Origin of the sequence: Paraburkholderia sp. RL17-373-BIF-A (genome assembly GCF_046030175.1) — a bacterium.
Lineage (GTDB): Bacteria > Pseudomonadota > Gammaproteobacteria > Burkholderiales > Burkholderiaceae > Paraburkholderia.
The window spans coordinates 35,939-60,724 of record NZ_JARESO010000043.1; the positions used below are offsets into that span (position 1 = coordinate 35,939).

At 58.1% G+C, this 24,786-nt stretch carries 20 protein-coding genes and 3 pseudogenes; 9 read left to right on the forward strand and 14 right to left on the reverse strand.

Translation table 11 applies throughout. From position 1 onward, the window contains the following. Positions 1 to 275: 275 nt before the first annotated feature. The 9 genes and pseudogenes from P0D80_RS35480 to P0D80_RS35520 form a co-directional block, all read right to left on the reverse strand. A complete protein-coding gene (locus P0D80_RS35480) occupies positions 276 to 1,190 on the reverse strand; it encodes a LysR family transcriptional regulator (RefSeq protein WP_408290807.1) in 915 nt (304 codons plus the stop codon). Positions 1,191 to 1,337: 147 nt separating this feature from the next. Next, positions 1,338 to 1,622, reverse strand: coding sequence for a YciI family protein (locus tag P0D80_RS35485; RefSeq protein WP_408290809.1), 285 nt, complete (start codon positions 1,620 to 1,622; stop codon positions 1,338 to 1,340). A gap of 54 nt (positions 1,623 to 1,676) precedes the next feature. Beyond that, complete coding sequence (locus P0D80_RS35490) at positions 1,677 to 2,750, reverse strand: zinc-binding dehydrogenase (protein ID WP_408290811.1); 1,074 nt, start codon at positions 2,748 to 2,750, stop codon at positions 1,677 to 1,679. A gap of 101 nt (positions 2,751 to 2,851) precedes the next feature. Further along, positions 2,852 to 3,929 (reverse strand): annotated as a pseudogene (locus tag P0D80_RS35495) (maleylacetate reductase). 171 nt (positions 3,930 to 4,100) lie between these two features. Then, positions 4,101 to 4,979: an intradiol ring-cleavage dioxygenase gene (locus P0D80_RS35500; RefSeq protein WP_408290813.1), complete on the reverse strand. Its 879-nt coding sequence runs from the start codon at positions 4,977 to 4,979 to the stop codon at positions 4,101 to 4,103. 203 nt (positions 4,980 to 5,182) lie between these two features. Further along, the gene (locus P0D80_RS35505) at positions 5,183 to 6,157 is read right to left on the reverse strand and encodes a zinc-dependent alcohol dehydrogenase (protein WP_408290815.1); all 975 of its coding nucleotides are present in this window, start codon (positions 6,155 to 6,157) and stop codon (positions 5,183 to 5,185) included. Positions 6,158 to 6,187: 30 nt separating this feature from the next. Further along, positions 6,188 to 7,198: a Gfo/Idh/MocA family protein gene (locus P0D80_RS35510; RefSeq protein ID WP_408290817.1), complete on the reverse strand. Its 1,011-nt coding sequence runs from the start codon at positions 7,196 to 7,198 to the stop codon at positions 6,188 to 6,190. A gap of 105 nt (positions 7,199 to 7,303) precedes the next feature. Next, positions 7,304 to 8,218, reverse strand: coding sequence for an NAD(P)-dependent oxidoreductase (locus P0D80_RS35515; RefSeq protein WP_408290863.1), 915 nt, complete (start codon positions 8,216 to 8,218; stop codon positions 7,304 to 7,306). Between the two features lie 12 nt (positions 8,219 to 8,230). Then, on the reverse strand, positions 8,231 to 8,521 hold the full coding sequence (locus P0D80_RS35520; protein ID WP_408290819.1) for a YciI family protein: 291 nt from the start codon (positions 8,519 to 8,521) through the stop codon (positions 8,231 to 8,233). Between the two features lie 165 nt (positions 8,522 to 8,686). On the opposite strand from P0D80_RS35520, the gene P0D80_RS35525 reads away from it, so the two are divergent. Beyond that, positions 8,687 to 10,441, forward strand: a complete 1,755-nt coding sequence (locus P0D80_RS35525; RefSeq protein ID WP_408290821.1) for an extracellular solute-binding protein — start codon at positions 8,687 to 8,689, stop codon at positions 10,439 to 10,441. A 108-nt stretch (positions 10,442 to 10,549) separates the two neighbouring features. Continuing rightward, a pseudogene (locus P0D80_RS35530) lies at positions 10,550 to 11,049 on the forward strand (IS5 family transposase); the annotation flags it as partial. A 322-nt stretch (positions 11,050 to 11,371) separates the two neighbouring features. On the opposite strand, the gene P0D80_RS35535 reads toward P0D80_RS35530, so the two are convergent. From P0D80_RS35535 to P0D80_RS35550, 4 genes are read right to left on the reverse strand one after another with little or no spacing between them, the layout of a single operon-like run. Beyond that, positions 11,372 to 12,067 carry a hypothetical protein gene (locus tag P0D80_RS35535; protein WP_408290823.1) on the reverse strand — a complete coding sequence of 232 codons (696 nt, stop codon included), beginning with the start codon at positions 12,065 to 12,067 and terminating at the stop codon, positions 11,372 to 11,374. A gap of 29 nt (positions 12,068 to 12,096) precedes the next feature. Further along, complete coding sequence (locus P0D80_RS35540; RefSeq protein ID WP_408290825.1) at positions 12,097 to 12,990, reverse strand: fumarylacetoacetate hydrolase family protein; 894 nt, start codon at positions 12,988 to 12,990, stop codon at positions 12,097 to 12,099. 12 nt (positions 12,991 to 13,002) lie between these two features. Then, positions 13,003 to 13,806 carry a 2-keto-4-pentenoate hydratase gene (locus P0D80_RS35545; protein WP_408290827.1) on the reverse strand — a complete coding sequence of 268 codons (804 nt, stop codon included), beginning with the start codon at positions 13,804 to 13,806 and terminating at the stop codon, positions 13,003 to 13,005. A gap of 2 nt (positions 13,807 to 13,808) precedes the next feature. After that, a complete protein-coding gene (locus tag P0D80_RS35550) occupies positions 13,809 to 14,618 on the reverse strand; it encodes an IclR family transcriptional regulator (RefSeq protein WP_408290829.1) in 810 nt (269 codons plus the stop codon). 86 nt (positions 14,619 to 14,704) lie between these two features. Between P0D80_RS35550 and P0D80_RS35555 the strand changes: the two genes are divergently transcribed. Further along, entirely contained in the window at positions 14,705 to 16,138 is a 1,434-nt protein-coding gene (locus P0D80_RS35555) for an MFS transporter (protein ID WP_408290831.1), read from the forward strand. Positions 16,139 to 16,544: 406 nt separating this feature from the next. Then, positions 16,545 to 17,780 carry a porin gene (locus P0D80_RS35560; RefSeq protein ID WP_408290834.1) on the forward strand — a complete coding sequence of 412 codons (1,236 nt, stop codon included), beginning with the start codon at positions 16,545 to 16,547 and terminating at the stop codon, positions 17,778 to 17,780. 895 nt (positions 17,781 to 18,675) lie between these two features. Here the strand turns inward: P0D80_RS35560 and P0D80_RS35565 are convergent. After that, positions 18,676 to 19,482 (reverse strand): IclR family transcriptional regulator, encoded by an 807-nt coding sequence (locus P0D80_RS35565; RefSeq protein ID WP_408290836.1) that lies wholly within the window; start codon positions 19,480 to 19,482, stop codon positions 18,676 to 18,678. Between the two features lie 85 nt (positions 19,483 to 19,567). Here P0D80_RS35565 and P0D80_RS35570 point away from each other — a divergent pair, with 85 nt between their 5' ends. The 5 genes and pseudogenes from P0D80_RS35570 (at position 19,568) to P0D80_RS35590 (ending at position 24,744) form a co-directional block, all read left to right on the forward strand. After that, entirely contained in the window at positions 19,568 to 21,001 is a 1,434-nt protein-coding gene (locus tag P0D80_RS35570) for an MFS transporter (RefSeq protein WP_408290839.1), read from the forward strand. Positions 21,002 to 21,121: 120 nt separating this feature from the next. Beyond that, a complete protein-coding gene (locus tag P0D80_RS35575) occupies positions 21,122 to 21,574 on the forward strand; it encodes a cupin domain-containing protein (protein WP_408290841.1) in 453 nt (150 codons plus the stop codon). A gap of 144 nt (positions 21,575 to 21,718) precedes the next feature. After that, a complete protein-coding gene (locus P0D80_RS35580) occupies positions 21,719 to 22,639 on the forward strand; it encodes a shikimate dehydrogenase family protein (RefSeq protein WP_408290843.1) in 921 nt (306 codons plus the stop codon). A 26-nt stretch (positions 22,640 to 22,665) separates the two neighbouring features. After that, a complete protein-coding gene (locus P0D80_RS35585) occupies positions 22,666 to 23,685 on the forward strand; it encodes a Gfo/Idh/MocA family protein (RefSeq protein ID WP_408290845.1) in 1,020 nt (339 codons plus the stop codon). A gap of 26 nt (positions 23,686 to 23,711) precedes the next feature. Further along, positions 23,712 to 24,744 (forward strand): annotated as a pseudogene (locus P0D80_RS35590) (alpha/beta fold hydrolase). Positions 24,745 to 24,786: the final 42 nt, after the last annotated feature.

Genomic DNA, 24,786 nt, shown 5'->3' on the forward strand with positions numbered 1-24,786 from the left:
ATGTGCGGGCGACAGTCATAGGGCCTGTCATGCCTAGCCCGACGTAGCGATATGTGGCGTTGGCGCGTCGCTATTCGCTGACGTCGCAACACGGTCGAGCCTCGTAGAACGTTCGCTTTCGAGGTCAATAAGCGAGGCAGATGAGCGATTGCGGCGCTATCTGCGTCCTACGGATTGGCCATATAGTTGCGTGGTCTGAGACACTCACACATCTGCCAGGATGCCGCCCGTTCCCCAAAAGCTCCGTGAGCCTTTAGCGGCGCATGCAGTCCGCCTCAATTTGTCCAAAGGCGTTCATAGTCTTTCTCGCGAAATGTTCCAGTTAGCAAGTCAATGAATGTCCGTACTTTTGCCGATAGATGCTTTCTGCTTGGATAAGCGAGGTTGATCGTCAGTCGTGGCAGATCCCATTGATCCAGGACAGGAATGAGTCTCCCTGCTTTAACGTCGTCATATACGATGTACTTCGGCTGCACGAGAATCCCTAGGCCGGAAAGCGCAGCAGTACGCAGAACCTGACCGTCGTTCGACTCCATAAGGCCATCTACGGCAACTGTCGATGTCTCGTCGCAGCGCGTGAACTTCAACTCTCGATAGTTTTTGGACAGCGTGTAGTTGAGGATCTTGTGCTCCAGAAGCTGCTCAGGGCATTCCGGCGCGCCGTTCAGTCGGAGATATTCGGGTGATGCCGTGAGTATCCGGCGTGTCTCCGCAAGGCGACGGATTGTGATTGAGGAATCATTCTCATATTCACGCGTACGGATCGCCAGGTCGATGCTGTTGTCGATGATGTCAAGATACCGATTTGCGGTCTCGACATGCACCGATACGTCAGGGTACAGCCGCGTATATTCGGGTATCAACGGTGCGATATGCAAGATGCTAAAAGATAGGGATGCCGTGATCCGCAATGTCCCGGTCGGCTTGACGTTACTTGCCTGCGCCGCCGAGTCAGATTCCTTGGCATCCTGAAGAATAGCTTTGGTACGTTCAACATATTCACGGCCGATTTCCGTGAAATAGAGTCTGCGCGTACTGCGCTCGACGAGCCTCACACCCAGTCGATCTTCCAGACTCGACAGATAGCGGGTAGCTGCAGGATTCGACATCCCAAGCGCCTCTGCGGCGCGGCTCAAGCTTCCCAGTTCGGCTGTTTTTGCGAGCAGCTCGAGTTCTGTCCATCGATCCATGAGTCTCCTCCCATCTTTTCCATCACGGGATTTTTCTATCGAACCAGGTCTCAAATTGTCCGTCCATGGACCGACAGCAAACAACGACGTAGGTTTACGCGCACTGCGCCAGTTGGTCTACATGTGTTCGCTGCCGTGGCCGCGATGTCAACGGTTGTCGACCCGCTTCAGAAACGGCCGAATATCAACGGTCTTCCAGATGCCGGCCTTGTTAAACGGATCGGCTTGATTGAAGCTACGCACCTCCTCGATCGAATCGGATTCGTACAGGAAAAAGCTGCCAATCATCGTTTGATTATCCTCAGCGACGACGGGACCGGATACGAGGGTCTTTACTGGTGACGTCGCTAGGTAAGCCTTGTGCGCATCATAGTTTGCAAGCCGCTTCTCGACCATTCCGTCATGGTCAAGGCAGTAAACAATATAGTTCATTTGTACTCTCTCCGATTTGTCAGAATTGAAGGCCGTTCAACGTGCCTTCGCCCGTCATTCGCCAACGTTGACCAGAATTTTCAGGTGATGACCGGCTGGATCAAGCAGGGCTTCAAAGCCGTCGCGGACAACGTTGTCCATGTCGATTTGAGCGGTCGCAACTTTCTCCACCGGCAGGACGCCGCTCTCGATCATCGCCGCGACTCTAGGGAAGCTGTACGTCGGGAAGCACCATGTGGCTTCAACCGTAATATCCTTCAACGCCCATTTCATCGCGTCGACGGTCGCAGGTTTCGAATGCAACCCAGCTTGAACCACGACGCCTTGCGGACGAACCACGTCTACACAGGTATTAAGGGATTTCTCAAGTCCAACGCATTCAATCGCAGCATCGACACCTACACCTTCCTCAGTCTGGTCGCGAATTGCCTCATACAGATCCGTCGTTGATGGATCGATCGTGATGCAATCGGGCACGAGCTCAACGGCCTTCCTCAGTCGGTTCGGATTAACTTCCGCGACAAAAATCTTCGACGCGCCAGCTGCCTTGGCTCCGAGCAAAGCCAACGCGCCGATTGGACCGAGCCCGGAAATGAGCACCGTCGATCCGGTCGTGACGCGGCCACGATCCAGCGCGTACAGGGAAACCGCGGACGGCTCCAGCATTGCTGCCTGCGCGTCAGTAAGTTTCTTGGGAACCGGGATTGCGTTGTATCCCTTTACTACCGCCTGCTGGCCCATCCCACCCCATTTCCACGAAAGGCCAATGCAGGCCTGACAGGGGCTCAGATGAAACAGTCCTCGACGCCCAAAATAGTCATCACGAGGCGCGACGAGCGGCTGCACAGAGATTCTGTCGCCTGGCGCGACGTGCTTTATTCCGCGGCCCACGTCCATCACTTCTGCAGAGAACTCGTGTCCGAGAATCTGCGGAAGCGTAGCGCCGCTGTATACGTGCGGGGTTTTCGGTGTAACGATCGGTCCGCCGATATATTCGTGTAAGTCCGTGCCACAAATTCCGCATACCAGTGGGCGCACCAGGACATCGTCGTCAGCGAGCGGTTTTTCGGGCGCGGCCACTTCTTCGACACGAATGTCGCGCTTGCCATGAAATCGAACTGCTTTCATACATCTCCTCCATCAGTGGAACGTAAGTTGGTAAAGCGATGGTTGAGCCATCTGCCTCGCCCTTGGTTGCCGAATTCTCGCTACTTGTTGTTATCGCCTTTTCATAAATCCCATATGCGCGGTTGAACGCCATCAAAGGCATCCTGCAGTAGGCTTCTGATCTTTTCCCTATCAACAGGCTGTGGATTCCAGTATGGATTGGATGCCGCTATGTCAGCCGCGCGATCTAGGTCGTCTTGACGCATTCCGATGTCCTTCAGTGACAGCGGCGCGCCAACCTTCTTCGCAAACTCGTGCATGCCAGTTGCCGCGTCCACGGCTTTGAGTGCACGCGCGATCCTTTTCATTGCCTTTGGTGAGGCATTCCTGTTGTAGGCCAAAGCGTGCGGCAAGATGATCGTATGAGTTTGCGCGTGCGGTAGATTGAAGCTCCCGCCCACGGTATGGCACAGCTTATGGTGGAGAGCCATTCCGACACTTCCAAGAACAGTGCCGCACAACCAGGAGCCATAGAGCGCCTTCGACCGGGCTGCGACGTCCGAAGGGGCAGCGACGATAGCCGGTAGCGCTTCCGCCAGTGCACTGATGCCTTCTTCTGCCATCATGCTCGTCACGGGATTGCTATCGCGTGCATACAACCCTTCGGCAGCATGGGCGATCGCATTGATACCGCTGGTGACCGACAGGCCGACTGGCAACGTCGTAGTCAATGTCGGGATCGTAAATGACCGTTCTTGGGAGCACCTTGATGTCGGTGCCGGTGCGCTTCAAGGAAGCTTCTGTAATGCCGAAGATAGGCGTCATCTCGCTTCCCGAGTAGGTCGTCGGTATGGCGAGAATCGGTAATTCGGATTCGAGTGCGATTGCTTTTCCAAGCCCTATCGCCGATCCGCCACCCACGACAACGGCGCAATCCGCATTGAGATGACGCGCGACCTCGAGGGCCTCACGCGCAAGCTCGATGGGAACATGCATGACAGCACGATCAAACAGGCCGGCACATCGTTGCCCAAGGCGCTGTGCTATATGCGCCCCGGTATCTTTCTGCTCGGGGCTACAAATAACAAGTGCCCGTTCGGCGTTTAAGGCGAGAACTTCTCTCTCGAGGTCATTCAATGAACCCTCGCCGAAGACCACTCTCGATGCGCGTGCCTGGTATACGAACTCAAGCGATTCCATGACCAATCTCTATAGAAAAATTTCGCCCGGCTTCATCTGTTTTCGTAGAACGTCAGCGTCGGGTTCGGGGATGCCAAAGCACGCTCAACAGACTCGTCCCCGTCTTCCGCCTCTACAACTCTGCCGGCGACGCGCTGTCGAATGCGCAAGCAGCCGGCACTTCTGTTGCACCTAGTTTGCTGCGGGGTTGAGTACGAAATCGTATTGAAGCGTGTAAAAGGCGCAATGCATTTGGGTGCCGTCTGGAGCGACGCCGGCGTCGTGCCGGACCCAGTCGGCGATCAATGACGATCGCACGCCGAAGACTGCATCCGAATCGAGGTATTTGTCGCCGTCACGGAAGACGTGCGTCACCAGAGTTTCGTAGCCGGGCGCCTCAATCATGAAGTGGAGGTGGGCAGGCCGCCACGGATGCCGGCCCAATGCTTCCAGCATCCGTCCCACAGGACCATCGTGCGGGATTGGGTATGCGACGGCCAAAATAGAGCGAAAATTGAAACTACCGTCGGCCGCACTCCTCAGCCTGCCACGCGCTTGATGTTCAGGCTCGAAATTAGGTTCCGGAGGCTTCTGGACATCGTAGAAACCTTCGTCGTCCGACTGCCACACGTCGATTTTGGCTGCCGAAATCGGCAACCCGTCCAACCCGAGAACTCGGCCACTTACAAAGCATGGCTCACCAGACGCACCGTTGGAGATGTCGTCTCCGTTTTTGTACTCTGGCGCGCCATCAACGAAGAAAGGACCGAAGACGGTCGCCTCTGTACATTCCGGAGGCTTCTTGTTGTTCTGGGCAGTCACGAGCATTGACAGTCCCAAGGTATCCGACAGGAGAATAAATTCCTGCCTCTTTTCGTCAGTGATATGTCCGACCTCGGTCAGAAAGCGAATCGCGTGAAACCATTCGTCTTCCGTGAGTTTGACTTCGCGAGCAAACGAATGCAGGTGATGGACAAGACTGTTCATGACCGTGCGGAGTCTTGCATTTCCCGAGTCACGCATCGATTCGACTACCGCTTGGGTAATCGTATTCTCGTTAATGTTGCGCATGGGTCGTCTCCGCGCTTGATGAGTATTTCAAAGACCGGGTCACAATCGCTGCCGGATGACTTTAGGGCTTCCACAAACGTCAGCGCCTGCGAGGCCCAGAAAAGTGCCGTTCATTCAGTTACTGCGGCGGTGTCGTGCCGTGTGAGTCCCGATGCCCGGTGTGCGAGGTCCGGCCGTACGACCGACCATCACCATGGGCAAGCTCAGTCGTTCGTGAGCGTCACCTTGATGCATTCGCTCGGCTTAATGTTCAAGGCTTCCACCGCGTCCTTGAGATCGAAACGATGGGTCTGGATGGGCGACAGATCGATCCCGGTTTTTTCGAGGAATCGAATCGCTGCAGGCCAAACGCCCGGAGATCCGATACAACCGCGAACCGTCAGGTTGCGCATCTGGATCTGACCAAGGTTGGACGTCACCATCCGGTCAATACTGATACCGACCATCGACACCCGTCCCTCTTCGGCCGCAAGCTCGAACACTTTGCTAACCGACGCGTCATGTCCCGAGGCTTCGATAACCAATTCTGCGCCTTTGCCGCCCGTGAGCGCCTTGACCTGCTCAATCACATCATCCGCGGGGTCGAGGACGGCCTCGGCACCGAGCTTCAGAGCAGCTTCTCTACGACGTGCAACCGGGTCGATTACGATGACGCGCGCTCCCATGCCTATAGCGGCCGCAGCCGAACACAGTCCGATCGTTCCACCACCTGACACCACCACGGTTTCGCTGGCATTGGTGCCTCCAGAGCGCATTACCGCGTAGTAGCCGCAGGTGAAAGGCTCGATAAGGGAGCCGGTCGTGTCATCGAGGTTGGGCGGAAGCTTGTGGAGCCATTCCGGTGAGACTGCGAAGAATTCACGATCGGCACCATCCATCGAGAAGCCGAAGTGGTGGAGGCGCTCCGGGGTTTCAACGACACATTCGCCCACGACACGATCTCCTACCGCCAGTCTCGACACAAGCTTGCCCACCTCAATGACCTCACCACACCATTCGTGTCCAGGTGTGACCGGATAGGAGATCGGGATGATGTATCGACCGCCAAGCAACTCATAGTCAGAATGGCAGATTCCGACCGCGCGAGTGCGGATCATTACTTCGGTGTCTTTCATCTGCGGAACAGGCACGTCTTTGACAACGGGTTTTTCGGGAGCTTCGAATACAAGAGCTTTCATTTCAGTCTCCAAGATGTTTTGAGGACGCCGTCAAGCAACGGTCACTACTTGCCCGTTTTGGGCCGATGCGATGATTGCTTCCAGAAGCGCGATGTTTTCAACCATCTCCGAGCCCTTGATCGGATACTCGGTTTCGCCGCGTACTGCGCGGGCGAACGCGACGAGGTTGTCGCGAACCGGCTCAGCGGGAGGCACGTGGCTAACCTCAATGGGCATGCCTGTCGAGGTCTTGGTAACAACCCATCCGTCGGGTGACTCCACATGCGCCTTATCCCGGATGTCGATCCAGCCCTTCGTGCCGAAAACAGCGAATCGCGACACAAACGGTGTAACAAGCGTGGCGCTCACATATGCGGTCCCACCGTCCTTGAAGCGGACGTGAGCGCTCAGCGTGTCGCCTTGCGGAAAGGACGAGGCTAGGTTTTCACAGACGACGCGGACGTCGCGTGCCGGACCAAGCAGCTTGATTGCAAGGTCAGTGAGGTGAATACCCGTCGCGGTCATGCCAGCTGCCGGCGCATGACTTGCATTCAGCCGCCAGTTGGAGGGATCGAGACTCAGAAACTTGTCATGACTAAAATTCGCTTCGATCTGCAAAACTCTGCCGAGTGATCCGTCGGCGGCGGCCGCGAGCATCTGGGCAACCGGCGGCTCAAACCGCCGCTCATGCCCCATCCCTAACACAAGGCCGTGCGATTCGCACGCCTTGACGGCGCGAACAGCACCTTCGCGAGTCAACGCGAGAGGTTTCTCGCAGAAGATGTGCTTGCCCGCCTTAACCGCCAGATCGATCTGCTCCTCATGCAAATCGTGCGGAGTAGCGAGGATAACCGCCTCGACTTCGAGATCAGCTAGAGCTGCCGAGTAATCCGAGAAAAATCGGATGTCGTTCTCTTTGCAGAATGCGGCTGCCGTATCGCCGTATGGCTCCACTGCGGATACGACTTCAAGATCGTCGGCCGCACCTTTCGCGACAGCCACCATCTTCCGGCCCCACCATCCGAGACCGATCATCGCTACTTTCACCGGTCGTTTTTTCACTTCGTCATCCTAAATGCGCGGATAATTAATTTGACTATCAGGTCCGGCTTGTTCTTCGACCCCTTTTACTACTTTGAGTGAAGACTGCGAGCGCTGATTACGATCTCACAGAGCTGCTTCACTCAAGTTCGCTGCTTGCTCAACTACCTTAATAATTGCTGCATAATCCTCTCCGGCGTAACCTTGCGCCGATGCACTCGATAACAGTTGAGCGGTCAGAGCTGTCAGTCCCAACGGCACGTTAAGCATCTTTCCGGCATCCAGGATGAGACCGACGTCTTTCCGCATCTGCTCGACTGTGAACGTCGCGGTGAAGTCTCGCTTCGACAGCGCGCTAGCCTTTGCTTTCACTATCGGTGAGCCAACGGCACTTGCGTCGATGACTTGCCACATATCGGACCATTCCAATCCACCCTTTCTGCCGAGAGACAGCGCTTCCGCCAGCATTCCGGAGGTCAGCGTGATCATGAGGTTGATTGCCAACTTCATTAACCTGGCTTGTTCGCCGTCGCCGAGGTAAAAGCTCTTCTCACCCCAACATTGGAAGAGCTTCTTACATGCTTCGAATGCTGCCTGATCACCCGACACCATGATGGTCAGCGTGGCAGCCTCTGCCATGACATTGTTTCCCGATACTGTGCTGCGCAGATAGGTGATGCCCGCATGCGCCAATACTTGCGCAACTCTAGCGGAAGCTTCCAGCGACACAGTACTGGCGTCGATGTAGATAGAGCCGGCGTTCGCAGAACGGCAGAGTTGAGCGCTCACCTGTTCGAGCGCTTCGTCGTTGGGTAGCGACGAAATCATTATGGAACTGCTCTTTATCAACTCGTCGACCGCGGACGTAACTGGCAACGCCGCATGGTCTGCAAGAGTCCGACGTTCGGCTGAAGGATCAAAACCGACGACTGCGTGCCCAGCATTTGCAAGATGCAGGGCCATCGGTAGGCCCATCTTGCCTAGGCCGATAAAAGCGATAGCGTTTTCCATGATTTCCTTACCAATTTCTCTGTAGCGGATCTCCGATCCAGTTCACTCGTCGCGATTGTCAATGCGCATCAGAAAACCGTGGATGCTTACCTGCTGCCACACTCCAGCTACAGTGAACGGATCATTCCGATTGAAATTGACCACGTCCTCTTTGCTTTCAGCTTCAAATATGAAGCAACTGCCGATCATCGTTTGCCCATCATCAGACACCAGCGGTCCGGAAATGACCGATTGCACTTTCGCGCTGGCGAGATATTCCCGATGTGCCTCGTAATTTACGAGGCGGCGCTGCAGCGCATCCTCATGATCGAGACAGTGGACGATGAAATGCATTTCCGTCTCCTGTACAGTCCTTGCGACATCACGTGGGTTACGCGATCCGCGACTGGTTGGGCTTTTAATTCGTGACCCTTGGCGTTAGGTTAGTTGCTGTCGCTCTGGACACCAATCTGCGGCTCATCCAAAATGGACATTTGAGGTGCGCAATGCGCCCAGTTCATGCAAAAACCGCCCAAACTCAGGGAAAACACCAGCGCTCCAGCGATGAATGACCAAGAGTTTCTGAGGATTATTGAGTTCATCGAGAGCACGAGGGCTCCGTTCACCCTGCGGATTCGAGGCATGTCGCCAGATTCCGACTGGGCACTTACAAGCTACCTGGTGAAGGCAAAGTTGCAACAGCAGGACGTCTCGATTTCAGACCTCATCAAAGCGTCGGGTCTGACCTACGGAACTGCCCACCGCCGCGTCAACTGTTTGATCGACCAAGGGCTAATTGACATCGTTCCAGCTTCGCCAACCGGCAAGTCACATTTGTTGTTGCCCAGCCAGACGTTGCTAGAGGGTTTCGAGAGCCTTGCGATTCACGTCAAGTCGCTGGTTGCGACGCTCGTCGGGCATCGCGACGACAGCCAGAGCTCGGATCAGTACTACTTCGGCGAGCCACGGGGATCTATAGATGGGTTATTGCCGCCAACCGATTTGCTGACGTCGCGGGGCGGCACCGGCAAGCGGCTCAGGTTCCTGTTCCACGACGACAACTACCTTGTTGCGCTGCGAAACCTGTGGATCGATTTTCGCGCGAACGCGGGGCGCAGCGAGGATTTCGAGCTCGCAAAGCTGCAGGAACTCTACGAGGCTGCGCTGGCAAACGGAGCCCGCAGCGAATCGCAGTTCGACATTGTCACGCTCAACTACCCTTGGCTGGCGGAATTTGCCCGAAAGGAGCTGATTTCTCCCTTGAACATCGACATAAGTGCACCGTCTGCGAATCTGGGCGATTTTCACCCGGTGGCGTTAGAGTGCGTGCGTTATGAGGACCGTTTCTATGGGATGCCGTTGTACGTGACCGTCGAGTCACTGCTAGCACGACGCGACGTGTTCGAAGACAACGCGTTACCTTATCCCACGACGCTGAAGGACCTGCTCTCTGTAGCTCGCCGACTGCATAAGCCGAAGCGAGCGCAGTACGGCCTCGTATGGAATGCTGCGAGAGGAATGCCGGTTGCAAGCGCGTTCATGTTTTTTCTGAACGCACACGGTGGCACAGTTATCGCTGATGAGGTGTTAGAGGCGCAGATCCGCTCTAAGTCTTCTGGCCGGAAAGGAACTCGCGCCCGTCTTGATAGCAAGGCGGCGCACGCGACGCTTGCGTTCATGCAACAGCTTCTGTCGGTTTCACCACCCGACACTCTTGCCTTCAACTGGGAAGACAGTTTCAACGAATTTATGTCGGGGCGGGCAGCACTGTGTTACGCGTGGTCGATGCGTGCGGCACGTCTGGAGCTAGATTTCCGGTCGAAAGTTAAAGGGAAAGTCGAATTTCTGCCGCATCCAAATGTGCATGGAGTTCGTCGCTCGGTCCCGCTTGGCGGATTCTTTCTTGCGGTACCGAGCAACTTGCCCCCGGAACGGGCAGCGCTTGCTCAACAAGCTATCAGATGGATGACCTCGTCGGAGGCGATGAGGTCGAGCGTTCAGAATGAATTGCCCGTGGCGCCTCGTTTCAGCGTGAGTTCAGACCCTGACCTTAACGTCGTCTCGCCGATCGTCAGTTTCGTCGACAATCTCGCTCGGAACGGCTTGATTTGCAATTCCATGCGGCCTCTCACGCCTGTATACACACGTATTGAGGAGATTCTTGGCGTCGAGATCCACAATGCGCTATGTGGATTGACCTCGCACGAAGACGCCCTGCGCAGCGCGCATACCAAAGTTCAGGACTTGTTGGACTCGTTGTCATTGGACAGCTAGGTTGCCGGCTCAACTGATACTAAGAAGCGTTAACAAAATGAGTTCTGGAGGCTGTTAACTTCCAACGATTGCTGTTAACTTCATCATTGTCTCGGTGACGAACAGCATATGGCCAAACCGATACTCGATGATGAGTTGTGGGTACTCATTGAACCATTGTTGCCTCCACCCAAACCCCGCCGTTCGCGGTATCCGGGACGCAAACCGCTGGATGACCGGGCCGTGTTCACGGGCATCCTGTTCATCCTGCAGACGGGCCTGCGCTGGGACCTGCTGCCACGCGAGATGGGCTGCGGCAGCGGCATGAGCTGCTGGCGCCGTCTACGAGATTGGCAGGCCGCTGGCGTCTGGGACCGGCTGCACGAAGTCCTGCTTGCGAAGCTTCGCGAGGCCGACCGGATTGACTGGTTCCGTGTCGTTGTCGATTCCTCCTCCATCCGCGCGGTGGGTGCGGGTCAAAAACGGGACCGAATCCCACCGACCGCGCGCGACCTGGTTCAAAGCACCACCTCATTACCGAAGCGCAGGGCATCCCACTCGCAGTAATCCTCACTGGCGCCAATCGACACGATGTCACCCAGCTTCACGCGCTGGTTGACGCCATCCCGGGGTATTCGTACTTTCCGTGCATTTTCTGGCGGTTTGCACGAAAAATCACATTCAGATCAACGAGTTGAAAATCCGTCAAGTTGCAAAAGCCTGTGAGGCCGCGGAGCCTTGCTACAAGCGGTTTTCTTACGCCGCTACCGCCAGATTTTGCTCGGATCGAACGAATACCCCATAGCAAGGTTGTGGGTGTGTACATGCTGCCCCGCGATATGGCACTGCTCCTACGTTTCTCAGGGTGAAGGCCTCTCGCGCTTAGCCATGTAGCACTCGCGCGACGGGGCCGTGAAGCGGTGATGAGACGGCGCTTAGCCGCTTAGCCGCTTAGCCAGCGCTCCAGGGTGTTTTGCAGCGCGTGTACTCGAGTCGATAGAGGGTCGTGTCGGGCGCCGTCGCGCCAGCCTCAGGCAATGCCGCAAGTCCCGAAACGAAACGGTCCACCGCCGATGTGACATAGTCTGCCCGGCACCCTTCGACTAGCACGATCCATGTGGGAATCTGCGTGCCCTCTGAACGCGCCTTCTTTTCCGCCGTTTCTACCTTGCTGATTGCTTCGTCAGCGAGGCACAGGTGCACGCCCGTGATCCCCGGCAAATCCACGAGGGGCGGCAGCACGCGCTGACGCAAACTCTTCACGACGTCTGCCCGTGCATCCGAAGGCACGTCGAAGCGCACGCTCATGAGATAGGCACCCTGCCCAACGCCGTCCGAATAGGCGACGTGGCAGATTGAGCGCGCGACGCTCCGGAAAGAAGCGACAACCTGCTTGGTCCACGGCGTCGGCGTATTTAGCCGAGTAAGGTAGTCTTGCGCGCCAAGCACCTCGACGGTGTCGGCTTCGTACAGATTGAAGTACTCCGGCCCTGCATTCAGTGCTATGAAGCGTCGACCGCGCCTGAACCCGGGGATGCCGGCGCGTTCTGGCATGTGTTCGCGGTTGTGCCACTCGTAAAATTCATCTTTGGCTTCTGGCAGCAGGTCATGCCAGATTGCGACGACGCCCGTTCCAGCAAGGCTCATATCTCCTCCGTTTGACAAATCGAATCGTCTTAAACTGCCGATGGGTATTCGCCGCGGCCCCAGGCTGCGCCGAGCGTGTCCGTGTACTGGACAACCTTCTGTGTCTGCTCGCCGAGCCCGCTGCCACCGAGCGTCATGGCGTCGCCTGCTTTTAGGAAGACAGGCGGCTTTTGACCGAGACCCACGCCGGGAGGCGTGCCCGTAACGATCACGTCGCCCGCCATCAAAGGCATGAAGCGGCTGAGATACGCCACAATGTGCCCGACGTTGAAGATCATGGTGCGTGTGTTGCCGGTCTGACGGCGCGTACCGTTCACATCCAGCCAAAGGTCGAGCACCTGCGGATCGGGAACTTCGTCGCGTGTCACGAGCCACGGGCCAAGTGGAGCGAACGAAAACCCGCTTTTACCTTTGGTCCACTGGCCTTCGCGTTCGAGCTGATACGCGCGTTCGGAAACATCATTCGCAAGGCAGTAACCCGCCACATGGTCCAGCGCGTCCGCTTCGTCGATTTGCCACGCTGGTTTGCCGATTACCACGCCGAGCTCCACCTCCCAATCGAGCTTTTGCGCGTCTACGGGCAAGACGACCGGGTCATTCGGGCCGCTGATGGAGCCCGTGTGCTTGTTGAACACCACAGGTTCGCGTGGGATCGGCGTGTCGGTTTCAGCAGCATGATCGGAGTAGTTCAGACCGATGCACACGAGATTACGGACATTGCCGACGCACGCGCCGAGACGCGTGCCTGCCTCAACGACGGGCAAACGATCTAAATCGAGTGCGCGCAGCTTTGCAAGCGCGACTGGCGTGATGGTCGTTCCATCAATGTCGTTCACGATGTCAGTCAGATCGCGGATCGCGCCGCTGGAATCGATAATACCGGGATGCTCATGACCAGGCTGGCCGAAACGGACGAGACGCATGTAGTACTCCTGTCAAGACAAAAAACTGATGGGCAATGTGCCGAGTTCGCCGAAGCGGATAAGCAACTCAAGACCGACTGGCAACTCTAGAACGCCCGCATAAGACCCGGTGATCACGGCTTGACCTCCGTTCAGTCCGAGGCCGCGGACTCGAAGGAAATTGGCGAGCCATACGATCGGCGCGAGCACGCCCCGATCGGGGTGGCGTCCCGCGAACGTGACTGCTTCTTCCCCGCCGCGAGTCAGACCGAGGTCGAGTTCCACAGGAAGGTCAGCCGGCGTGGCGCCATCGAGGAGCCTAACGCGCGGTCCGAGGACTAGGCCGGCGTTAAAGAGGCCGTCTGCCAGTAGTTCAGGGAACGTCAGCTCTTCGGGATGCGCATAGCGACTGCCCAGCAATTCGAGCGCGAGGTGCGTGTTCCCCAGAGCGTCGAGCACTTCGTCTTCGCCATAGGCTTCACGCCGTGGCGGCAGATCGCGGTTCAGTAGGCAGGCCAGTTCTGGCTCTGCCTTTACAGAGACACGCGGAGACCCGCGCATGCGACAGACATCGGCTCGATGAATATCAGCGTCGTAGATCGGAGCGGCGATCACTTTGCCCGGCTGCGGAAGCGCGCATTTCCATGCGCCGATTTGCCGCCCTAGTTGTCGGCTGACCTCTTGCTGGATCGCGAAACCGTCGTCCAGATTCGCAGGCAGCAGTTCGACGGGCAGTCTCTCGACGAGCGCGCCTTTTTGGCGCGCTGTCACAAGAAGGCGTGCTGCCTGTTCACGCGGGCTGACGATAGCCTCGGCGGCCTGTGTTGCGGCTGTCATCTTCAAGCCGCCTCACTTACGTTAGCCCCAACGCTCCGACGCGGCCATACCGCACCTAGCTTCGAAGCCGCTTCTTTCAACAACGCGTAGAAGTCGTCATAACGCTCGGGCTGAACGCGCATGACGGGTCCAGCAATGCTCATCGTGCCGACCACCGTACCGTCGATCAGCGACTGCACGGACACCGCCAAAACGGTAACGCCGGGTTCGGCTTCTTCCACGACAAGCCCATAGCCGCGCTGTCTGGTCACTTCCAACTCGGGAATCAACTGCTCGATGCTGGTGATCGCCTTCGGCCCGCATGCGCTGGTGGCAGCTTTTCCGAGTCCGCCACCCAATGTGCATTCCATCGCGCGGTCGTTTGGCATCGACGCCAGCCACACCTTGCCGTTCGCCGTTGCATGCAAGGTAATCGGGCTATCCATTGACGGCGAATACATGAGACCCGGTGCCGCGCCTTGAGAGGACGCCAGCCATGCGAGCGTCCCTTCGCTTACGACGGTCAGGCGAACCAATTCCCGGCATTGCGCGGCCACCTCATCGAGGATCGGCTGCACGAGGCCCGGTAAGCCAAGCGCATGCAAGTACCGCTGACCAAGCAAGGACAGCTTCAGCGTCAGACGGTATTGGGACGTGTGTTCGTCCCGCTCAGACCAGCCCTGCTCGCACGACTGCAGAAGCACTCGATGGGCTGGACCTTTCTCCAGCTCGAGCTCGGCGGCAACGTCGGACATTCGCGTCCAGCGCGCCTCGCGTGCGAGCAACTCGATCGCTTGCAGCGAACGGTCAACTGCTCCCTTGACAAGTCTCATAGCATTGGTAACATTGTTCTTGATGGAACATGGTTACTACAATAGAGAGCGCGCCCAGAAAAGTCAATCGGAGACGGAGACAAGTTATGAATGGAAGCAACCCAGCTGATCCGTATCGCCAGCACCAGTCGAAAATAGCAGCGGCCAGCGGCTGGGTCGGATCAGCACTCGAGTACTACGACTTCCTCATTTACGCGACCGCAGCGTCATTGGTCTTTCCGCAGCTTTTCTTCCCCTCTGGCAATCCGACGGTCGCGATAATTGCATCACTGGCGACTTTCGGTGTTGGCTATGTCGCCCGTCCACTAGGCGCTATGGTGCTGGGCCACATCGGCGATCGGCACGGCCGAAAGACGGTACTGATTTTCTGCATGTTCCTGATGGGCATCTCAACGATGTGTGTGGGACTTTTGCCCACGTATGAGCAGGTTGGCATCTGGGCTCCGGTGATGCTCGTCATTCTCCGGCTCGTTCAAGGGTTCGCCGTTGCAGGCGAGCTCTCCGGTGCCAGTTCCATGATTCTTGAGCATGCACCGTTTGGTCGGCGCGGCTACTTCACAAGCTTCACCATCCAAGGGTCTCAGGCCGGGCAGCTCTTGGCGTTTGGGGTTTTCCTGCCTCTCGCGCATTTCATGCCGAAGGACCAGTTCGCTTCCTGGGGATGGCGGATTCCTTTCCTGTTCAGCGTTGTGGTGATCATTGTTGGTTACATCATCCGCCGCCAGGTTCGCGAAACCCCGACTTTTGCCCAGGAGCGAGCTCACGGTCAGGTTCCCGCCTCACCGGTCGCCGAAGTCCTGCGGCAGAATTGGGGCGATGTTTTGCGCGTCGTCTGCATGGCGCTCACCGCCGTCGTCGTGTTTCTCGCTACAGTGTTCGGCACTGCGTACGCGGTACAGCCGGCGTACGGTATCGGCTTTCCTGCCGGAGTCTATCTCTGGATTCCGGTTCTCGGTAACATCTGCTCCGTCATACTGATTCCCTTCGTCGGCAATCTCTCAGACAAGATTGGCCGCAGGCCGCCCGTACTTGTCGGGGCCTTGAGCGCCGGCCTGCTTTCCTTCGGCTTCCTCTACGCGATTAGCATTCACAACCTCTGGCTCTCGCTGATTTTTTCGGCGCTCATGTGGGGCATCGCCTACCAGGGCTTCAACGGTGTGTTTCCGAGCCTGTTCCCAGAACTTTTCCGACCGCGGGTGCGCGTGACGGGAATGGCCATCGGGCAGAATGTCGGGACGACTTTGTCAGCCTTGATTCCCGCATTTTTCGTCGCAGTCGCGCCCCCTGGCACCAACAACATCCCATTGAAGATCGGCTTTCTGACATTCGGCATTTGTCTAGTTGCCGCGTTTGCCGCGTTCACCACTCGAGAAACGTACCGTATCCGCCTTGACGATCTCGGCGACCGCAAAGCTATTCCTGTACCCAAGGCCGAATATGAACGCCTGCGCAGTGAATCGATGGTCGCGACGAGCAAGAATGCCGCTGAGTCGGAGTTTGTCCACAACGTGCGGTCTTAAGCCGCCGCCGGCAGCCGACTCGGCGTAATCGCTCCTTGGGCACAACGCAAGTCGGACGTCCGTGCAAACGTGTACCTCAGCGCCGGGCGCCGGTTCGAATATGCACGAGTTCATCGCCTCGTCGTGCGCCGAAGGATAGTCATCGATCGGCGCAGCTTGGCTCACGCACGCATTCACGCCAGTCCATCGCATGGACGTAGGAATCCTAACGCCGCAGGTTAGTCGGTCTGCTGATGTATCGCGTGCCCGAGTTAATTCGCAGTCCATATCCGGGGACGTACAGGCTGGCGAATGCGGTTTCCATGTAATTGAGACGTAACCGGCGACGATTATGAGCGCACATACGGCGTCGGTGCTGACGTCGTTAAAACAGACGTAACTCGCTTTATCCACAATAGGAGACGCAATGAGGACTTTTGACGTGACCAAGGCCACCGTCGTCGCGGCAACGGCATTCGGAGCCGCTGCGCCGGCGTTCGCACAAAGCAGCGTCACGCTGTACGGCATCGTCGATGATTCGATCGTCTATCAAAGCAGCCAGACCTCGCTGGGTTCTACAAGCGGCGGCCGTTCGAACATCAAGACGGCGTCAGGCATCTGGGCGGGCAGCCGCTTCGGCCTGAAGGGTGGCGAGGATCTGGGCAGCGGCACCAAGGCCATTTTCCAGTTGGAATCCGGCTTCAACGTCAACAACGGCGCGCAGCAATACGCGAACGCGATGTTCGGCCGTCAAGCCTGGGTCGGTCTGACGAATCAGACGTTCGGAACGTTCACATTGGGTCGCCAGTACACGTCGTACTACACGCTGATGTCGCCGTACAGCCCGACGAACTGGCTAACCGGCTACTTCGGCGCGCATCCGGGCGATCTGGACGCATTGGACACGATCTACCGCGCGAATAACTCGATCGTTTATACGTCGCCGCAGCTCTACGGTGTGACGGTCAGCGGCTCGTACTCGCTCGCAGGCGTGCCTGACAGCGTATACCGCGGCTCGACGTGGTCGGCTGCGATCCAGTATCAGCAAGGCCCGATCGGCGGTACGGTTGCCTTCATGCGAATCAACAACTCGACCGTCGGCGGCGGCGTCTACGGCGCGGATTCGACGATGAACACGGCAGGCCAGTCGGGCGTGTCAGCGGTGACGAACGGGTATCAAGGCGCGCAGGCGCAGAATCGCTTCGCGGTCGGCCTCGGCTACGTATTCAACAGCGCGTGGGATCTCTCGGCGACGTACACAAACGTTCAGTACATCCCGGGCGTGCTGTCCAAGTTCACCGATGAGCAAGTTTTCAATACCGCTGGGACCGTACTGCACTGGAAGGCCACGACAGCATGGGACTTCGCTGCGGGCTACAGCTACACGTGGGCGAGCAAGGCGAACGGTATCGACGACGCAGCGTCGTACCACCAGTTCAGTTTGTCCCAGTACTACGCGCTGTCCAAGCGGACCGGATTCTACGCCCTGGAAGCGTTCCAGCGCGCGAACGGCCGAACGCTCGGCACGCCGACGTTCACGGCGGCAGGCGCGACGAACCGGCAGATCGATGCAACAGCATCAATCGGCGACGGCTTCCAGTCGACTCCGTCGTCCTCGCGCAGTATGTTCGCAGCAGGCGTAGGCATCGTCCATCGCTTCTAAGCACCGGCAGAGGCCCTTTCCTTACTTGCGACGGTGTACGGTGAGGCCACCGACCGGTGGTCCACCGTGCAACCGCGAGCTAACCGTCCGGATATCTGCAATCCGGCAACCCGCCGGAAGCATGCTGCGGGCTTCTCCCTCATTGCCCGAGCTCTACAGCTCAGACCCGGCATGGGTTCCCACGGAAAACGTGAAATCGTCGCCACGACTTCGATGTCGGGACGAGACCAATGATTCGCTTCAATGATGAGCGACTCGGAAGCCCCACTCTCGGAGTACCCAGCCAACAACTCGGTGAGATCTCTGCCGCGCACAATGTTGAGTACGTCGTGATCTTTGACGGCTCGGGTGGCATCACGTTCGTATACAACGGCCGCTCGGATGCAAGCAGCAGATGGACCACGAACAGTCCGACGCCTACGCAACCCTGAGTTCGGACTGCCGTTGACCGTCGCGAACGCCCGCTGTGTACGAGAGAACGGCCGCCGCCAACGACCACTCGGCGCCGTAGCCAGCGCCTCGAAGTGGCCGACGCCACGTAGGAACGCGCAGGACGTCCGGCCGTGACGCACGGCTCGGCGCGTAGTTCCGTTAACCGAGATGCAGGCAGAGGACGTGATCGGGTTTGACTTGCAAACAGCGTCGGCGCGGATTCACGCGCCTGTCAGCCTCACTTGCCTCACTGCACGCACTGTCTTGGCGAACCCGAGAATCCGGATGACGCGTTTGAGGTTGTAGTGTTGTAGTGCTTGCGAAGCCTTCGTCACCCGTCGAAGGTCGTCGTTCGATGGGGAGGCGCTCCAGTTGCTTCCCTTGACGCCGCGCTGCGACGAGGAGGTTTGCTGCCTCATGCCACAAGGCCACTTGCTGAGACCCATGAGATGAATTCGTCATCTCAAGCCGCCTCGTTGACGTCTTTATCGACGCTCTGTCGCGGCCAGACGGCCCCCAGTTTCGCTGCGGCTTCGCGCAGTAACGCATGAAAGGAGTCGTAACGCTCCGGCGGTATGCGCAAGACCGGCCCAGCGATACTCACTGTCCCGACGACCACGCTGTCAACCAGCGAACGCACGGTCACGGCCATCGCGACCACACCTGGCTCGGCTTCCTCGACGACGAGACCATAGCCACGTTGCCTCGTCAGTTCGAGCTCCGGTATCAATCGGTCGACGCTTTTAATCGCCTTCGATGTCCCTGCGCCGTTTGGCTGGCCGAGCCTGCCACGCAGTGCCAGCCCGACTGCTTCGTCGTTTGACATTGCCGCCAGCCACACCTTTCCGACCGATGTGGCATGCAAGGCGATGGGACTATGCATGGACGGCGAATACATCAGCCCGGGCGCTGCGCCTTGAGACGCAGCGAACCACGCAAGTGTCCCTTCATTCACGACTGTCAGCCGCACGAGCTCATGGCACTGCGCTGCGAGTTCATCGAGAATAGGCTGCACCAGGCCCGGCAACCCAAGCCCGTGCAGATACCGCTGACCGAGCAAAGAAAGCTTCAAGGTCAAGCGGTACTGGGAAGTCTGTTCATCCTGCTCGGCCCAACCCTGCTCGCAAAGCTGCGCAAGCACTCGATGGGCGGGCCCTTTCTCCAGCTCGAGTTCGGCGGCGATATCGGACATTCGCATCCAGCGCGCCTCACGTGCGAGCAACTCGATCGCCTGAAGTGATCGGTCAACTGCTCCCTTGACAACTCTCATGATGTAGGTAATATGGTTCTTAATGGAACGATGTTACAATTATAAAGAATGGCATCGAAAAGTCAATCGAAGACGGAGACAAGTCATGAGTGGAAGCACCCAGGTTGAGGCCCATCGTCAGCGCCAGTCGAAAATAGCCGCCGCGAGCGGCTGGATTGGCTCAGCACTTGAGTACTACGACTTCTTCATATATGCGACCGCAGCGTCGTTGCTCTTTCCGCAGCTGTTCTTCCCCTCGGACAATCCGACCGTTGCCATCATCGCATCACTGGCGACCTTCGGTGTTGGCTACGTCGCCCGACCGATAGGCGCGATGGTACTCGGCCACGTCGGCGACCGGCACGGCCGCAAGACGGTGCTGATATTCTGCATGTTCTTAATGGGTGTCTCGACGATGGGCGTGGGGCTCTTGCCTACGTATAAGCAAGCCGGCATCTGGGCGCCTGTGATGCTCGTCACCCTCCGGCTCATTCAGGGGTTCGCGGTGGCAGGAGAGGTCTCCGGCGCCAGTTCCATGATTCTTGAGCATGCGCCGTTCGGCCGGCGTGGCTACTTTGCGAGCTTCACGCTCCAAGGGGTCCAAGCCGGGCAGCTTCTGGCGGCAGCGGTTTTCCTGCCGATCGCGCATTTCATGCCGAAGGACCAGTTCGCTTCCTGGGGATGGCGAATCCCGTTCCTGCTCAGTTTTGTCGTGATCGTCATGGGCTACATCATTCGCCGCCAGGTCGAGGAAACTCCGGCTTTCTCCGAGGAGCAAGCCCATGGCGAGGTTCCTGCCTCACCGGTCATCGAGGTCCTGCGGCACAGTTGGGACGATGTCTTGCGCGTAATCTGCATGGCGCTCACCGCCGTGATCGCGCTTCTCGCTACGGTCTTCGGTGCCGCGTATGCCGTCCAGCCGGCCTACGGTATCGGCTTTCCTGTGGGCATCTTTCTTTGGATTCCGGTTCTTGGCAACATCTGCTCGGTCATCCTGATTCCCTTCGTGGGCAATCTCTCAGACAAAATTGGCCGCAGGCCGCCCGTTCTTGCTGGCGTGCTCAGCGCCGGGCTGCTCTCGTTTGCCTACCTCTACGCCATCAGCATCCACAACCTCGGGCTCTCGCTGATTTTTTCGGTGCTCATGTGGGGCATTGCCTACCAGGGCTTCAACGGTGTATTCCCGAGCCTCTTCCCCGAACTATTCCGCACGCGGGTGCGCGTAACGGGAATGGCCATCGGACAAAATGTTGGGACGACGCTTGCTGCAATGACGCCATCACTCTTTGTGGCGGTCGCGCCCCCCGGCACCGCTAACATTCCGCTGAAGATCGGCTTCCTGACGTTCGGCATCTGTCTTGTCGCCGCGTTCGCCGCCTTCAGCACGCGGGAGACGTATCGGATCCGCCTTGCCGACCTTGGCGACCGCGATGCGGTACCCGTATCCAAAGCCGACTACGACCGGGTGCGCGCCGAGGCTGTGGCCGGACGAATCGGAACAGCCGATGCACAAAACGTTGCAAATCAGGCTCACTCGTAACTGCTTTGGCCGGTCCCACTGCTCGCTAGTAGTGCGTCGGTGCCACTCGGCTTGAGCCGAACAGGAATCATGTAACCGCGGCATTAGCGAATATCTTGACGCCGCACAAAGGAAATGCAAATGCACAACGAAGACATACCCCGCTACGACGGCCCACGTGAGCTCGCGCAATCTCTAAGCGCGTTTGCGCGCATCAGCGCGGCCGAAGCGCCCTGGAACCAGGAAGGTTTGCGCGCCGATTCCGAGTACCGCGACCTCGGACTCGCCGCGATGACCAACGGGCGCATCGGGGCAAAGCACATTCGCGCGCTGAAGCCGTTCACCGAGCCTACTGGCTGGCATTGGCACGACATGACCGGGCACTACCTGTATGTGCTGCGCGGATCCGTGACGTTCCGTTTCGCCGGTGTCGAGGGCGACGTGACGCTTAACGCGGGTGACGGATTGTCACAGCCGACCGGCGTTCCGCACAACGTGATGTGGCGCTCCGACGATCTCGAGGTCATTGAGATTAACGAGCCCGCGGTCTACGGGACTTGGGATCTGGACGTACCGCCGGCGCCATGGAAGTGATCGTCTACAGCTAGCCTTTCGATTGTCGTGAGATCGCTTGTTCTCGGCGCATCCGACAGTTGAAAACGGCTCAAAACGCAATGAACGCGCCGCGTCAAGGAGATGCGGTATTCGTCATCAAAGCGACTCGGTCAGAGAATCTAAGTGTCCGACACGCGCACGGTACGCAAAATTTCGGAGCAGTCAGATGAGACTGCGCCTTTAGCCAACATCGAACACCACGCAGCAATGGATCCACATATCACAGGTAAAACGCGACTCTATGGGTTAGTGGGCGATCCACTGACGGCCGCCAAGTCGCCACAATTGTTGAACCAGCTCTTTGCCGACCAGCGCGTGGACGCGGCTTGCGTCCCGTTCTGGGTTAAGGAGGAAGGCCTGTCCGCCTTCGTCAGCGGTGTACGAGCGGTGGGCAATCTCGCGGGCATGCTCGTCACCATGCCTCATAAGCAACGGATGCTGAAATACGTCGATGAACTGGATCCAACGGCCCGTCAGGTCGGCGCGCTCAACGTCATCCGTTGCGAGGCAGATGGACGTTGGGTCGGAGCGATATTCGATGGCGTTGGTTGCGTTCTTGGGATGCAATGGGAAGGCAACCACCCGGCGAATAAGTCCGTGCTTCTCGTCGGCGCGGGAGGCGCAGGGAGCGCCATCGCGTTTGCGGTCGCGTCCGCGGGCGCCAGCAAGCTGACCATATCCGATGTCGACGCACATCGGGCAGGCGACCTTGCGACATCCGTTGCCGCTGAAACCGGCTGCGACGTACGTTCGGGGCCGCCTGACCCGCAAGGCTTCGACGTCGTCATCAACGCCACGCCACTTGGCATGAAAGTGAACGATGCCATGCCGGTCGATCCGGAGCGGCTCGCACCCGGCGCCATCGTCGTCGACATCATCAATGCGCCAGAGCCGACGCCGCTTCGACGCGCCGCGCATGCTCGCGGGTGCCGCACCCAGGACGGGGGACCGATGCATCAAGGACAGGCTGTCTACGCACTTAAGTTTCTGGGGTTCGATTACCTCCCCGATGGACGATCAGCGCCGGATCACGGCCCGCGATGAGTAGAGAATTTCAAAGGAGAATACGCATGAGAGTTGCATTGCTGGAGGTCAGCCATTGGCATGTCCCGCTCTATCTGGATGCGCTGGAAGCGCCCGGGATTGAAGTGGTCGCCGTATCGGATGCGGAGGAGGTCAAGGGTGAGGCAATCGCCGCACGATTCGGAAGCAAGCTGTACTCGTCGGCCTATGAATTACTCGAGCGTGAGGAAGTCGATTTTGCATTCGTGTTCGGGCGGCATTCTGAAATGCCGGCGCTCGCCGAGGCCGTGATCGCACGACACATACCCTTCGCGCTGGAGAAACCGTGCGGCGTCAACATGTCGCAGGTCACCCGACTTCGCAAACTGACCGAGGAAGCCAACCTTTATTGCGCAGTGCCATTGATCTTCCGAATGAGCGAGTTGCTCAGATCGCTCGAAGATGCCGAGGGGCGCATACCGTCGGACTTCAATTACATGTCATTCCGTTTCATTGTGGGACCGCCCAGTCGATACGAAGCGGCCGGCGCCGGCTGGGCGCTCGATCCGGTTTATTCCGGAGGCGGATCGACAATCAACGTGGCGACTCACTTCATCGACCTGTTCAGACTGTTGACTGGCAAGGAGATCGCCCGCGTCTCTGCCACGATGAACTCAAGAACGCATCGAGGAGCCGTTGAAGACTATTCGCTGCTGACCATGCAAACCGAAGACGGCGTGATCGGCTCGGTGGAAACGGGATATAGCTTCCCCAGTACACCCGACGAGCAGCGCGAATTCTCGTTCACACTTGCATCCGATCGTATGTACGCGAAATCCGGCCCCGACCGAATCGAGATTCGGGAAAGAAACAACCTGTCTGCCGGCACGCGAAGCCGCCGCCTCCAGTTCGAGACTGACATTTACTACCCATTGTTCGTCAAGCGCGTGCTCACGGAATGCCGTACTGGAGCGAGGCCAATCGCGTCGTTGCTCGATGCAGAGCGCATGATGCAAGTCATGGATGCGGCCTACGCGTCAGCTCGCCAGGGGGGTGTGCTTCAAACTCTCGAGCCGATTGCTAGCTGACGTATTTGTTGGATCGCCCGTTGATTATGCAAACAAGACAACATCGCAATGCGGCCGGCTATCCTGCGCCGCAGGAAGCCGACTGGATCGCGCGAGATTTCCGTTTCAACACCGGCGAGGTCCTGTCAGAGGTGCGGCTACATTACCGAACCATTGGCGACCCGTCCAGTGAGCCGGTCCTCGTCCTGCATGGCACCACGGGCACGGGCGCCAGCATGCTGACACCTGATTTTGCAGGGGAGTTATTTGGCCCCGGCCAGCCGCTTGATGCGAGAAAGTACTTCATCATCCTTCCTGACGCGCTGGGAGCCGGTGGATCGTCTAAGCCGTCTGACGGACTGCGCACACAATTCCCGGCTTACAACTACGACGACATGGTGCTCGCCCAGCACCGGCTTTTAACCGATCATTTGAACATTCGGCACCTGCGCCTCTTAATCGGTAACTCGATGGGCGGCATGCATGCATGCATGGATCTGGGGTGTCCGCTATCGTGACTTCATGGATGCGCTCGTGCCAATGGCGTCGCAACCGACGAAGATGTCCGGCCGCAACTGGATGCTGCGCCGCATGCTCATCGAAATGGTCCGAAACGATCCGGAGTACCGGGGCGGCGACTACACCAGTCAGCCCAGATCGTTGCGCCTTTCCAGTGCCTTTTTCGCGCTGGCGACCAATGGTGGGACGCTCGCTTGCCAAAAAGCGGCGCCGACGATCGAACTGGCCGATCAGTATGTCGACGACAAGCTGGCACAGCCGTTCACATTGGATGCCAACGACTTTATATATCAGTGGAGCGCCGCACGCGGTTATAACCCCGCCCCGAGTCTAGGGGACATGAAGGCTGCGGTCCTCGCCATCAACGCCGCCGACGATGAGCGCTATCCGCCGGAGACCGGCTTGATGCAGCGCGCGATGCAGCTTGTGTGCAACGGCCGGCTGCTTCTTATTCCTGCGAGCGAGGACACTTGCGGGCATGGCACCAATGGACTGGCCCGCTTCTACAAGCGTGAGTTGCACGAACTGCTACAAACGGCACCGCGCAGAGTCGGAAAGTAGCGCCCCTACAGGCCAACCGCTAACCTAGTCCGTTTCGTGCCG